This window comes from Clostridium coskatii, assembly GCF_001675205.1.
In the GTDB taxonomy this organism is placed as follows: Bacteria; Bacillota; Clostridia; order Clostridiales; family Clostridiaceae; genus Clostridium_B; species Clostridium_B ljungdahlii.
Window position 1 is genome coordinate 1 of record NZ_LROR01000053.1, and the last position, 12606, is coordinate 12606.

The 12606-nt window shown below is 29.8% G+C and carries 12 protein-coding genes, 1 tRNA gene and 1 pseudogene; 7 read left to right on the plus strand and 7 right to left on the minus strand.

Annotated elements, in window-relative coordinates; all coding sequences use genetic code 11:
* Positions 1 to 1316, plus strand: a 1316-nt coding sequence (locus CLCOS_RS11640; protein ID WP_242872335.1) for a sensor histidine kinase, incomplete at its 5' end; no start/stop codon positions are given.
* 233 nt (positions 1317 to 1549) lie between these two features.
* Here CLCOS_RS11640 and CLCOS_RS11645 read toward each other — a convergent pair.
* Both CLCOS_RS11645 and CLCOS_RS11650 read right to left on the minus strand, forming a co-directional pair.
* Positions 1550 to 2155 (minus strand): lactate utilization protein, encoded by a 606-nt coding sequence (locus CLCOS_RS11645; protein ID WP_063600155.1) that lies wholly within the window; start codon positions 2153 to 2155, stop codon positions 1550 to 1552.
* A 258-nt stretch (positions 2156 to 2413) separates the two neighbouring features.
* Positions 2414 to 2962: a TetR/AcrR family transcriptional regulator gene (locus CLCOS_RS11650; RefSeq protein ID WP_063600154.1), complete on the minus strand. Its 549-nt coding sequence runs from the start codon at positions 2960 to 2962 to the stop codon at positions 2414 to 2416.
* 144 nt (positions 2963 to 3106) lie between these two features.
* On the opposite strand from CLCOS_RS11650, the gene CLCOS_RS11655 reads away from it, so the two are divergent.
* The 3 genes from CLCOS_RS11655 to CLCOS_RS11665 all read left to right on the plus strand — a co-directional run bounded on the left by CLCOS_RS11655 (position 3107) and on the right by CLCOS_RS11665 (position 5995).
* A complete protein-coding gene (locus CLCOS_RS11655; protein ID WP_063600153.1) occupies positions 3107 to 3544 on the plus strand; it encodes a flavodoxin family protein in 438 nt (145 codons plus the stop codon).
* A 685-nt stretch (positions 3545 to 4229) separates the two neighbouring features.
* Positions 4230 to 4688 (plus strand): ImmA/IrrE family metallo-endopeptidase, encoded by a 459-nt coding sequence (locus tag CLCOS_RS11660; RefSeq protein ID WP_063600152.1) that lies wholly within the window; start codon positions 4230 to 4232, stop codon positions 4686 to 4688.
* Between the two features lie 125 nt (positions 4689 to 4813).
* On the plus strand, positions 4814 to 5995 hold the full coding sequence (locus CLCOS_RS11665; protein ID WP_063600151.1) for a tyrosine-type recombinase/integrase: 1182 nt from the start codon (positions 4814 to 4816) through the stop codon (positions 5993 to 5995).
* 86 nt (positions 5996 to 6081) lie between these two features.
* On the opposite strand, the gene CLCOS_RS11670 is transcribed toward CLCOS_RS11665, so the two are convergent.
* Positions 6082 to 6156 (minus strand) — tRNA-Glu (locus tag CLCOS_RS11670).
* Between the two features lie 213 nt (positions 6157 to 6369).
* On the opposite strand from CLCOS_RS11670, the pseudogene CLCOS_RS23180 reads away from it, so the two are divergent.
* The 3 genes and pseudogenes from CLCOS_RS23180 to CLCOS_RS11685 all read left to right on the plus strand — a co-directional run bounded on the left by CLCOS_RS23180 (position 6370) and on the right by CLCOS_RS11685 (position 9491).
* A pseudogene (locus CLCOS_RS23180) lies at positions 6370 to 7747 on the plus strand (ISNCY family transposase).
* A gap of 267 nt (positions 7748 to 8014) precedes the next feature.
* Positions 8015 to 8677, plus strand: coding sequence for a metal ABC transporter ATP-binding protein (locus tag CLCOS_RS11680; protein WP_063600150.1), 663 nt, complete (start codon positions 8015 to 8017; stop codon positions 8675 to 8677).
* Positions 8678 to 8696: 19 nt separating this feature from the next.
* Positions 8697 to 9491, plus strand: coding sequence for a metal ABC transporter permease (locus CLCOS_RS11685; protein WP_013239810.1), 795 nt, complete (start codon positions 8697 to 8699; stop codon positions 9489 to 9491).
* Between the two features lie 63 nt (positions 9492 to 9554).
* On the opposite strand, the gene CLCOS_RS11690 is transcribed toward CLCOS_RS11685, so the two are convergent.
* From CLCOS_RS11690 to CLCOS_RS11705, 4 genes are all read right to left on the minus strand, one after another.
* On the minus strand, positions 9555 to 9851 hold the full coding sequence (locus tag CLCOS_RS11690; RefSeq protein ID WP_063600149.1) for a DUF2325 domain-containing protein: 297 nt from the start codon (positions 9849 to 9851) through the stop codon (positions 9555 to 9557).
* Positions 9852 to 10298: 447 nt separating this feature from the next.
* Entirely contained in the window at positions 10299 to 10814 is a 516-nt protein-coding gene (gene cobO, locus CLCOS_RS11695) for a cob(I)yrinic acid a,c-diamide adenosyltransferase (protein ID WP_013239812.1), read from the minus strand.
* Positions 10815 to 10949: 135 nt separating this feature from the next.
* Positions 10950 to 11807, minus strand: a complete 858-nt coding sequence (locus tag CLCOS_RS11700) for a kinase (RefSeq protein WP_013239813.1) — start codon at positions 11805 to 11807, stop codon at positions 10950 to 10952.
* Between the two features lie 12 nt (positions 11808 to 11819).
* Positions 11820 to 12596 carry a cobalt-precorrin-6A reductase gene (locus CLCOS_RS11705; RefSeq protein ID WP_063600148.1) on the minus strand — a complete coding sequence of 259 codons (777 nt, stop codon included), beginning with the start codon at positions 12594 to 12596 and terminating at the stop codon, positions 11820 to 11822.
* Between the last annotated feature and the right edge of the window lie 10 nt (positions 12597 to 12606).

The following is a 12606-nucleotide window of genomic DNA, read 5'->3' on the forward strand; positions in this document are numbered from 1 at the left end:
ATGTTATACAAGAAATATTAATAGATATTATAGAAGCATTTCTCCTTTTAGGTATTTTTGAAGCATTACATAATAAAAAAAAATTTATAATTCATAATAAAATTAAAACAGAACTATTTTGCATATTGTTTGTCTTTACAACTTATTTAAGTACATTTTACATTTCAAAAATTTATCATACACTTTTCCTTTTAATTTTTTATATTTTGTTACTTGCTTGTATTACAAAAATAAAGATTTTTGATTCTACGGTTATAGTTTGCTTATTTGCTACAATAACTTTAACTACGGAAACTTTTATTGAAATTATTGAAATGATTATATTTAATGTAAATTTAAATCAAATTTTTTTAAATAACACATATGTATTGGTTGCTACAATAATTTCTATTTTACTTCAAATATTTATTGTAACAATGATTTTTAAGTTTAATTCATATTTTATTAAACTCAGATTGTTTCAAAAAGAAGGCGCTGTTTTTGCTAATTTAATACTTGAATTAGGTGCGTTTACTTTATTTGTGTTTTGCGTCAACTATGGTATTTTCAGTATAAAAAGTATACAAATCTATAATCTTATTATTTTTATTATTTATTTTATATTTTTAATAACAAAATTTGAAAACTTAAAAGAAGAACAGTCCCTCGTAAATATAAATGCTAAGTATAAAGTTCAAGAAAGCCAAATTAAAAATATGGAAGAAATAATTAGTATAATAAGGCAGGAAAAGCACGATTTTGCTAACCACATAAATGTCATACAGGGATTATGTTTATTAAACAAGCCTAATACTGTTGAAAGAATAAATGATTATGTGTTAAAAATTTCAGATACCATGCAGTCTTCTTTTAAGTATTTGGATACCGGAAATGATTACATAGATGGATTATTATCTATCAAAAACAGCTATGCTATGAAAAATAATATAGACTTTGAAGTAATGATCGATGAACCTTTCGATTTGATAAAAGTCAAACAGGATGAATTAATAAGTATTATAAGTAATCTGGTAGACAATGCTTTTGAGGCATTTCAATCTAAATCATATACTGATTATAAGGAAATAGCTGTCAGTACCTTTAGAGAGCATGAAGATTTTTGTATTGAAGTAGCTGACAATGGGGATGTCATTCCAGAAGATATGAGAAAAAAGATTTTTGATAAGGGCTTTTCTACGAAAACCACTAAGAAAAGTGACCACGGTTTTGGACTGTATATTATCAAACAATTAGTCGAAAAAAATAATGGAAGAATATATGTGGAAAGCAGCTCAGAAATCACTAAATTCTTAGTGAAATTTAAAATAGACGAATAGATAAATGGATGAATTTATAGGATGTTTTGTATAAATAATTACACATGTAGCATACATACATGAAGCAATCTGCTGATGTTGCCGCAGAGAAGTTATATAATGGTCAGGGATCATAAATGGAGCCATGTTGAGCATAGCTCCTTTTTTTATATTTATTTATTTCGTATAATAAGAAAAATGAGAGCTAACTAAACGATAATTTAAAATTTAAAAATTCATTCATATATTTTTATTTAATATCCAAGCTTTTCATGAATTAAAACAACTTCATATTCACATCCTGTAGGTTTTCGACATAATACAGAAAAATTTCTACATATTCTCTGTGGGCTTTTACAGTCGTAACATTTATCCCCCTTTACCGCACATGGAGTTTTTACTCCTAAACGTTTTGCATTAAGAGGTGCTGCTATATTTCTTGCTCTATCTAAAGCATCCTCATAATTTGAAGCTATTTTATTTTCACCAATAATTAAATAAACTTTATCATGTCCAAAACTGATTGCAGATACACGATTTCCAGTATTATCAATATTAATGATTTCTCCTGTTTCGGCAATTCCATTTACTGATGAGATATAAATATCCGCAAGGTTTGCTTTCTTTCTTATCTCCATAGCACTCATGTTTTCAGGTAATCGCATATGCCAGTACACCTCATTACGAGATGCTAGGGCATCATATAATTTCATTTCCTCTACTGTAACTGAGCCTCCTATTCCAATAGTTCTATTGCTCATTTGATTAGACAAATACTTTGTTGCTTCATCTGCATGACTAAATTCACTTACATTGTACCCTAAGCATTCGAGGCTATTTTTAAGTTTTGTAAATTCCATAACTATGTCGCTCCTATTCATACTAAAATATTCTTGTACTTCTCATAAACAAATACCTATTTATCTATTAGTTAAATAGGTATCATTACATCGCAATAATTTACTTTTACATCACATAATATAAATAACCTGTACTACAAATTATTTATAATGATAAACATTAAATTGGAATTTATCGGTTTCGTATTATGTTCATACTGTACTATATAATTAAGAATCTTATGGTTCATTACTCCTAAGCAAGATACGTGATTAAATTTATAAACTATACGATGTTATTCCTGTGTTATATAGATTTTGAATCAAGTTGAACAATTCTTCTAGCGGTAAATCTTTTTGCCTATGCCGCCAAAGGCGAATCAGCGAAATTGATGTGGATATATGAAATTCCATTAAGTATGGCAAAATTGGGGTATCTTTCTCAAAACTCAAATTCAGTTCATCAGAAGAAATTTCTTTTTTCAATCTTTCCAAAAATCGAATGTTGCCATAATCCCCTAATAAAGCTTCAAGGTATTTTCCTTTTTCCTCAAACAGGCAAACAATACTTTGAACATCAGATGGTTTTGTTGTGCACTTTTTGCTTTGCAAAATTTTCTGAATGTAATTCAACACATCATCTTCGATATAAGCCAGTAACTCGTAGATATCACTAAAATATTGATAAAAGGTACTGCGGTTATATCCGGACTTGTTTGAAATTTCCTGAATTGATATTTTCTCAATTGGTTTTTGAGTATATAATTCGCAAAAAATATTAATAAAAGCTTGTCTTGTTTTCTCTGTTGTTTCAGGTTGCTTTTTCATTTTCTCATTCCTTTCTATCAACCAACAAATATCGAAAATCTGTTGGTTGATAAAGATAAATTAAGGTTATATAATAATTATACAACACGTTGTTCTATAGTCAAGATAATATTAGAAATGGTGCTTTAGAAAGGTGGAATTAAAATGAAAATAGCCGTTAGATATCAGTCCAGAGGTGGCAATACGCGTGCAGTGGCAGAGGTCATTGCCAAAGTTTTAGGAATAAAGTCAGAGCCGATTGATAGTCCGTTAGATGAAACGGTTGATTTACTATTTTTAGGCGGTGGCGTTTATGGATGGGATGCTGACCCGCAACTAAAAGAATATTTAGAGAAATTGGACTCTAAGAAAATCGGTGAAATTGTAGCTTTTTCTACAACTGGTGCTATGAAGAAAGCAATAAGCAGAATAACTGAATACGCTGACAAAGTCGGAATAAAGGTAAATGATAAACACTTATGCCTAAAATTGGGGATGCAAGGTCATGGAACGTTTGGCCGCGAAGGTGGTCATCTAACTGATGCTCAAATAGAAAAAATAAAAGAGTTCACATCAGATGTCTTAGCTGGTTTTCAAGATTAAGATTAGTCGTACATTATAAGCATTTTCCTTGACAACAAGCGGTTTCATCACCATCCGAGAAAATAATAACACTACACACAAAAAGTGTATCCATTGGCATAGCTGCTAGGTACGCTTTTCTATGTAATGTCTTTAATGTGTCTTTGCTTCAGTAAAGCTGCTGCAGATCTTGACTACACGTATCTCGGATTCCAGCCTATTTAATACAATAGCTACTCTATACAATGTTTTTATCAGATAAAGTGAGAGATAGTTTTTATACTGTCCCTCACTCTTTTTTAATCCAATCGGGTTTTATTATCGTTCTAAAATTTTTAAATAGATAGAATCCTTAATACTAATAAAATAGTTTTTTAAAAATCCTAAAAGATACTTAAAAATTACTATTTGCCTATATCTTTTTTAATAATCTTTATTTCGCCTTACTTTACAACTGCGAATTTCTCTTTAATCCATTGTCTTTATATAAATAATAGAATAAATTACAAATTTACATCTAAAATAGATTATACCATAGAGCTGGACATGCAGTATATGTATATAGAATGGAACTTTGGCAGCACATTTTGATGGTGAAGATATAACAGATGATGATGTTGAAGATATAAAAAATTTTATAGAATTTGTTGTTCAAAAAAGGAAGAATAAAGACAAATAACTTATTTTCGCGATACGGAGGGATTCTATGACATATGATGAACTTCTTGAAGAAGTAGAATCACAAGGTATAGATGTTTTTGAAATGAACATAGGGAAGCATAAAGGATTATATGTAGATAATACTATAGCTCTATCTAAAAATATAAAAACAACCAAGGAAAAAGTATGTGTTCTTGCCGAGGAACTAGGACATCACCATAAAACTTCTGGAGAGATACTCGGCAAGAAAAATATAAACAAAATAAAGCAGGAAAAAATAGCTAGAAATTGGGGATGTGAAAAACTAGTAGGAATTGTACAATTAATAAATGCTTTTGAAAAAGGTATTAGGAGTAAACATGATTTAGCTGAATATTTAAATGTCACAGAAAAATTTTTAGAACAAGCTATCCAACATTATAAAGAAAAATATGGTGTACATTATAAAATAGATAATTACATTATTTATTTTGAACCAACGCTATTTATTGCGAAAATGTTCTAAAAGAATTGATTTTAATGTTGACCCCAAAGAATAAAATATATAAGTAAAAATTTCATCAGGAGCAATGTCTCCTATATATTTTTTAATTTTATATCGAACAAAAGTTCTGTGAAGGAGGTACTTAAATGGCAACAAAAACAAACTTTACTTCTAATGGGAAAAAATATTATAGAATAAACTATGATATTGGTATGGATGCTGATGGGAAAAGAATTAGGAAACAATTTGTTGGTAAAAGCAGAAAAGAAGCTGAAAAAAAGAAACTAGACTACATAAATAAAATGAATGCTGGTTTAAAAGATGCAAAAAATATGTGGCTTGCACAAACATTAAAAAGTTGGCTATTTGAAGTTGTAAAAATGTCTGGTAATATAAAACGAACTACATTTGCAAGATATGAAGGATTATATAGAAATTACATAGAAAATTCTCCTATAGGATGTATGAGTTTAGATAAATTAGAATCAATACAAATACAGAGATATTATAATAAGCTGTTTAGACAAGGTAAAAGCAGCAATCAAATTAACTATGTAAATAAATTTTTAAAACAATTTTTAAATTATGCGGTTGACTGTGGGTATATTCTCAAGAACCCATGTAGTGGCAAAAAGGTTGCTATTCCAAAAGAGAACTCAGATAAAGTATCTGAAAGGCATATTCCTGTATTCAATAATGAAGATCTAACAAAAATAGTTAAAGCTGAAAGCTCTAAAATTAAATACATTGCTTTATTTTCTTTATCAACGGGAATGAGGCGTGGAGAAATAATTGGCTTAAAAGAAAATGACATTGACTATAAGTTAAAAGAAATTCATATTAGAAGAACTGTGGCAACTACTACAATTTTTGATGATAACAATAAAAGAAGTAAACAAACTATAGTTCAAGAACCAAAAAGCAAAAACTCTAAAAGAACAATTCCACTCCCAGCATCATTAGTAGAAATAATCAAAGCTTCAATTAAAATTAAAAAATCAGAGAAACTAAAAGCTGGTAGTAGCTACTGCAAAGACAACTTGGACTACATATTTCTAAGTGAACAAGGTAATTTAATTAATGCTGGAAATTTGGACAAGACATGGGCAAAATTCTTAAGGTCCTTAAATATTCCTCACAAAAAATTTCATGCTTTAAGACTTACGTATGCTACTAAGCAATTTGAAAATAATATACCTTTAAAAACTATTTCTATGCTATTAGGTCACAGCAGTATTGAAATAACTGCCAATATTTATACTCATGTTTTAAAAAAAGAAAAAGAGAAATCAGCTGACATTTTAGCTGATATTAAAACTATGGTGTAAAAATGGTGTAAAATTTTAAAAAAGCACACCTTAAATCAAAAAGCAAGAATGGCTTAACCATTGTAGTTAAGCCATTCTTTCATCTTTGGTAGTCCCTAGGAGAATCGAACTCCTGATTTCACCGTGAGAGGGTGACGTCTTAACCGCTTGACCAAGGGACCATATTTAATTTTCGCAATCAACATTTAATATTATATATCCTGCTCAACAATTAGTCAATACTTTTTTCACTTTTTATTCAATATTTATGATCGAATTGTGATAATGTCTTAGTATACCGCATTTGATTATGTCCCAAATAAATAAGTTTATAGTATAATAAAACCTCATGACTAAGAAGTGAGGTGGACAAAATCAGAAAGGTAGTTTTAACAATGAATGAGAATGCAAAGTATAACATAATCAAAAAATTAATAGAGAGCAATGGTAACAAGCAAAGAGCTGCTGTACAGATTAATTGTACTGTTAGGCACATTAACAGAATGATTAAAGGGTACAAAGAGCAGGGAAAAGCCTTTTTTATACATGGAAATCGTGGTAGAAAGCCTGTCCATGCTTTAGATGATTCTACAAAACATACTATTGTTGACTTATATCGAACAAAATATAAAGACACCAATTTAACTCATTTTTCAGAGCTCTTAGAAGAATTTGAAGGAATCAAAGTTTCATCAAACACTATACATTCCATTATTTTACAGGAATTTATCCTGTCTCCTAAAGCAAAACGTACTTCTAAGGAAGCTCTACACACTAAACTTAAAGATATGCAAAAATCTACAAAGTCAAAAAAGCAAGCTAGAGTTATTCAAAGTTCTATTCTTGCTATCGAAGATGCCCATCCTAGGCGTCCGAGATGTGCCTACTTTGGAGAAATGCTTCAGATGGATGCTTCTCTTCACCCTTGGTTTGGTAGAGAAAAAAGTCAGCTCCATATAGCTGTAGATGATGCCACAGGTGATATTGTAGGTGCCTATTTCGATGCTCAAGAAACACTGAATGGCTATTACCATGTACTTGAGCAAATACTGAAAACCTATGGTATTCCTTATATGTTTTACACCGATAGGCGTACAGTTTTTGAGTATAACAAGAAAAATCCCCTTCTATTGAAGAGGATACTTTTACTCAATTCGGTTATGCCTGCAAACAGCTAGGAATCGAGATTAAAACAAGCAGTGTTCCCCAAGCCAAGGGACGCGTGGAACGAATGTTCCAAACACTGCAATCAAGACTTCCAATCGAATTGCGTTTGGCTGGTATAAGCACAATTGAGCAGGCAAATGAATTTTTAAACTCCTACATAAAAAAATTCATTTGCCTGCTCAATTCGCTTTACCTATTGATAATATCAAATCTGTATTCGAAGTGCAACCTGATATTGAAAAAATTAACTTAATTCTTAGTGTACTTGCTAGTAGGAAAGTAGACAATGGGAGTTGTGTAAAATACAATAAAGGATATTATCTTCCAGTAGATGTTAATGGTCACCCAGTATATTACCATAAAGGCACCTGCGGTATAGTAATAAAGGCATTTAACAATGATCTATATTTTTGTGTAAACGAAAAGGTTTATGCACTTGAATTGCTTCCAGAGCATGTTCCTTCATCAAAAAATTTTGATCTTGCAAAGACTTCAAAAACTCCAAAGAAACACTACATACCACCGATGAGCCATCCATGGAAGCAGGCTTCATTTGAACATTATTGCAATAAGCAAGCCCATAGACAAAAAGAAAACATAGCTTAAAAAACTAAAAAACTCTTTAACTTAAAACTTTTTGGGACATTTTCAAAATTAGTTTACACACCTTTTTTATTCAATATTTTTTTCTAAAAGCTATACTCTAGATAGCCTTCATTTGAAATGCACAACTAAAACCATTAAAGATTAAATTAAAAATTAATTAATATTTTTAGTTGCAACTAGTTCGCAACTAGTTATATAATAGTATATGTCGGTCTTATATGTACTGCACCTATCGTGTACATTTAATATAAATGGAGGAACTCATTAATGATAGAAATTAAAGATCTGACATTTTCCTACACAGGTAAATGTCCTTATTTAATAAATAAAGTAAACTTAAATATTCAAGACGGAGACTATGTTTCAATTTTAGGTGAAAACGGAAGCGCTAAAACCACCCTTGTAAAATTGATTTTGGGACTGTTAAATCCTTTAAGTGGCAGTATACACGTAGCAGCTGAAAGAATTGGATATGTACCTCAAATAGTAGATAATTTTAATTCTGAATTTCCAATTACAGTTTCAGAACTGATGAGATGTCATAGTAAAATTTTAAAAATAAAAAATAAAAAATCTGCAAATATATGTCTTGGTTCTGTTGGAATGAGTGATTTTAAAAATAAACTGATAGGGAATCTTTCTGGTGGCCAGCGTCAAAAAATATTCATAGCAAGAGCTCTCATTGGCTACCCTAAACTCCTAATATTTGATGAACCTTCTACTGGAATAGACGTTCCAAGTCAAAAAGAAATATACAGTATAATAAAACATTTAAATAGACACCAATCCATAACGGTTCTAGCTGTAGAACACAACTTAAAAGCTGCTCTGGAAAACTCTACCCATATCTGTACCATGAAGGATGGCAATTTAAAAATGTATACTGTTGAAGAATACAAACAAGTACATAATCTATCTGATTTTAATTAAATTTTACTGGAGGAAAATGATGTTACAATACGGTTTTATGCAAAATGCAATTATTGCAGGTATATTTATATCTATACTTTGTCCTGCTGTAGGCATATTTTTAGTCTTAAAAAGATATTCTATGATTGGAGATACCCTATCTCATTCATCCCTCGCTGGAGTTGCAATAGGTCTAGTTTTTGGATTCAATCCAATACTAACTGCTTTTATATTTACTTCCATTGCAGGACTCGTAATAGAGTTTTTACGAGATTATTATAAGAAGTATGCTGAATTAATACTTGTTATAGTCCTTACATTATCCGTTGGTATTGCCATTGTACTTATAAGCACCGGAAAAGCCAATGCAGATGTAAACTCCTTTCTTTTTGGAAGTATACTTACTGTATCTGAAAATGACATTTACACAGTAGTTATATTAAGCATAATTTCTGTTATAACTTTAACTCTTTTACATAATGAATTATTGTATATAACCTTTGATGAAAATGGAGCAAAAGTGTGCAAAATAAAAGTAAAGCTTATAAATTACATATTTGCCCTTTTGGTAGGTGCTACAATTTCTGTTTCTATACGAATTCTTGGGATTCTTGTAATTTCATCCATGATAGCTATGCCCGTGGCTGCAGCCCTTCAACTTCACAAAGGATTTAAAATTACATTTTTATTCTCAATAATATTTGGATTTCTAGACATAATGATTGGATTATTTTTATCCTATTATATAAACAGTGCCCCTGGTGGTACTATAGCAATTACTTCAGTTGTGTTGCTTTTGGTTGTTATTATAGGTAAAAGGTTATTCAATAAATAGCTTTCTCTGTTCTCAGATATGTTTAGGTATTTATAAATTTAAATACTTATACATATCTTAAGCTCATTGGTTTACTATTCTTGTAGTATACTTTTCTATATTCTTTCTTATACTTGGCCAGGAACGTTTGCAAAACATTACTTCTACATTATTTCTACTAGATCTTTCCTTTATTATATTAGCCATATTATGTCCTATATAATCTATAAGCACCAATACCAAATCTGTATTTTCGTGAATTTTTATTTTTCTATCACCTTTTTTTCTTCCTGTAACATGGCCAATTTCATTAAATCCCTTTTCTCTCAATTTATCTTCTATATTCCCAAGTCGGTCTCCCCCTACTACTAAAATACTCATAAATTAATTCCTCCTCAGTTTATAATCGATATTAATTCTCATAATCAATTATAAACTGATATCACTATTTTGTAAACCTTATATTGCGACTAAGCTAAAAACTTTACAAGCTAAAAGCTGTAAAAAATTGCTCATCAAATAGGTTTAATTGATGAGCTTAAACATGCTATTGCTTTGTAAACTTTATATAGAGCTTCTAACTAAAATTTAAACTTATACATAAAATGTAATTACAAAATTGAAAGCACCTTTAAAAACTTTTCCATAAGTCTTAAGTAGGTATTTTAGAAAATCTTAGGAGCTTAGATATGTTTGAGGTACGAGTTTAGCTAAGGTTCTTAGATTTTCAAAATACCGAGCTCTAGACTTATCAAAAGTTTTTATGGTGCTAAAATTTGTCATTACATGACCTGTATAAGTTGATTTTTCGTTTAGAAACTCTATAAGTTAATTCTCTATTCCAACTCTTGCTGGGACACCTTCAGTATAATAATGCTTTATTTCCTTCATTTCTGTAACTAAATCTGCTCTTTCTATTATTCTCTTATCTGCATATCTTCCAGTTAGTATTACTTCAGTCTTTTCCTGTTTTTTATCTAAAATTTTCAAAACCTCATCTACTGTAAATAGTTCATAAAATATAGCTATATTTATTTCATCCAATACTACTACGTCATAGTCTCCCTTTGTAACTATCTCTTCAATTTTTTTAAGTCCAGTTTTGGCTGCTTCTATATCAGCTTTGCTTGGTTTACCGCATATAAAACAATTTCTTCCAAACTGTTCTAATGTAAAATTAGGTAAATACTCTTTTGCTTTCAGTTCGCTGTATTCCATTCCTTTAACAAACTGACCAAAAAATACTTTTTTGCCAGCACATACAGCTCTGAGAGATAACCCTAGTGAAGCCGTAGTCTTACCTTTACCGTTTCCAGTATAAACTTGAATGTATCCTTTATCCATAACAAACAACCCTCTTCCTTATAATAATTATCATATTTGAAATGCCTGAATTCTTCTCTTACTTTAAGTTTATTAGTATGCATTTATTATGTCAATATTTATTGTAAATAGAATTTTTCCCATCACGTAATCAAACTAAATACATTCAACTGGCAGTGAAATTTCATTTAAAGCTTTTACTTTATATATCTTTATATTTTTGAAATTTAATCCTCTTAAGAACTTTTCTTCAAATTTAAACTTTTCTGCATCATCATATATTATTCCTAAAACATTTCCACTATGTGCACCTATTATTCCAAGACCTGAAGTTTTTTCTTTTATGTCCATCACTAAGTTTAAAAAATCATAATAAAGTCTTTTCTGATTTTTCACTATACTTTCAGTTGAGACATAAGCAAGCTTATGTAAATCTTTTTCTTTCACTGCTTCTTTAAGTATTGGAATTAATTCTTTAACATCACATAAATTAGGTAATTTTTTGTGATTAAATTCAACTGTATCTACTGTTTTATCTCCTTCGAAAGCAAGTATATTATAAGATAAGTAATCTCCTATTGTAAATTTATAATTACCACTTTTATAATCAAATAAAGTCATCTTATTGAACACTATACTATCCGTAGGTTCGATATCTATACAGTTTTTCACAAGTTCTGCCTCATTGAATTTTTTATTAAACATATTAATAAGACAATAATAAACTCCACAAAGATCTGCCGTACTGCTGGCAAGTCCCTTTCCATATGGAATCTCGGAGTTTATTTCTATATCTATGCTATCAAAATACTTTTCATATCCCCAGGATTTAAGAATATTATATAAAAAACTAGAAGACTTTTTTAGGTACCTTTTCCTTATGGGATTATTACATTCTATAAGTTTAACTTTAGTATAAATATTTACTGGACAAGACAATAAAAGATCTCTATTTTCTATTTTTCCCTGAAGTATTTCTCCAAAACTTCCAGGATAAATTGTTGAAGTCTCCATAAAATACACCCTTTACAAATTTTTTATTGTCTTTATATATTTCACAAGTTCATTTACATTGTAAAAAACATTAATATTATTATAATCCATTTTCTTTCTTCCAATTATAAACGCATATATTCCACAATCCAGACAGGCTCTTATTTTTTCATAAGTTCCACCTTCCCTACCGCTGTCTTTAAGCAGCATGGCTTCAGCTTCATAATCTTTTATAAAGGCACAATTTAGTTCATAACTTATAGGCCCTTTTAAAGCAATTATATCTGCTAAATCTATATTTTTATCATAACATTCATTTATAACTTTAACAGAAGGCAAAACTCTATAAATTATTCTATTATTAAGACCCATTCCCAGTACTTTATCCAAACTCCTACTTCCTGTAGTATTTAGTATAGTTCCATTTATATCCTTAAGTTTCAATTTAAGCTCATCATAATCCTTTACTTCTACAACTTTATCCTCACTTTTAAATTCTTCTATACAGGAGGGTCTCTCATATCTTATATACTCTATGTTTAACTCATTGCATGCCTTAATTACATTTTTTGTAACTTCAACTGCATAAGGATGTGAGGCATCCACTAATACTTTTACACCTTTTTCCCTTAACTCACTTATAAGATCATGAAGATCAAGGGGTTTGTTGTTCATATAAGCATATTTATATTCTTTAAGAAGCTCTCCACCATATTCCGTGGCTGTAGATACAAATATATCAGAAGTAAATTCATTTAGCAAAGAGAGTATTTTTCTACCTTCAGAAGTTCCAAGAATTAATCCTATCATATGAAAATCT

What these genes read in the sequence shown, in the direction of transcription:
- CLCOS_RS11655 (WP_063600153.1), top strand. Translation starts at nt 3,107, where the DNA reads ATGAAAATAGCCGTTAGATATCAGTCCAGAGGTGGCAATACGCGTGCA.
- CLCOS_RS11705 (WP_063600148.1), bottom strand. Translation starts at nt 12,596, where the DNA reads ATGATAGGATTAATTCTTGGAACTTCTGAAGGTAGAAAAATACTCTCT.
- CLCOS_RS11685 (WP_013239810.1), top strand. Translation starts at nt 8,697, where the DNA reads ATGTTACAATACGGTTTTATGCAAAATGCAATTATTGCAGGTATATTT.
- CLCOS_RS11665 (WP_063600151.1), top strand. Translation starts at nt 4,814, where the DNA reads ATGGCAACAAAAACAAACTTTACTTCTAATGGGAAAAAATATTATAGA.
- CLCOS_RS11645 (WP_063600155.1), bottom strand. Translation starts at nt 2,155, where the DNA reads ATGGAATTTACAAAACTTAAAAATAGCCTCGAATGCTTAGGGTACAAT.
- CLCOS_RS11680 (WP_063600150.1), top strand. Translation starts at nt 8,015, where the DNA reads ATGATAGAAATTAAAGATCTGACATTTTCCTACACAGGTAAATGTCCT.
- CLCOS_RS11660 (WP_063600152.1), top strand. Translation starts at nt 4,230, where the DNA reads ATGACATATGATGAACTTCTTGAAGAAGTAGAATCACAAGGTATAGAT.
- CLCOS_RS11700 (WP_013239813.1), bottom strand. Translation starts at nt 11,807, where the DNA reads ATGGAGACTTCAACAATTTATCCTGGAAGTTTTGGAGAAATACTTCAG.
- CLCOS_RS11690 (WP_063600149.1), bottom strand. Translation starts at nt 9,851, where the DNA reads ATGAGTATTTTAGTAGTAGGGGGAGACCGACTTGGGAATATAGAAGAT.
- cobO (WP_013239812.1), bottom strand. Translation starts at nt 10,814, where the DNA reads ATGGATAAAGGATACATTCAAGTTTATACTGGAAACGGTAAAGGTAAG.
- CLCOS_RS11650 (WP_063600154.1), bottom strand. Translation starts at nt 2,962, where the DNA reads ATGAAAAAGCAACCTGAAACAACAGAGAAAACAAGACAAGCTTTTATT.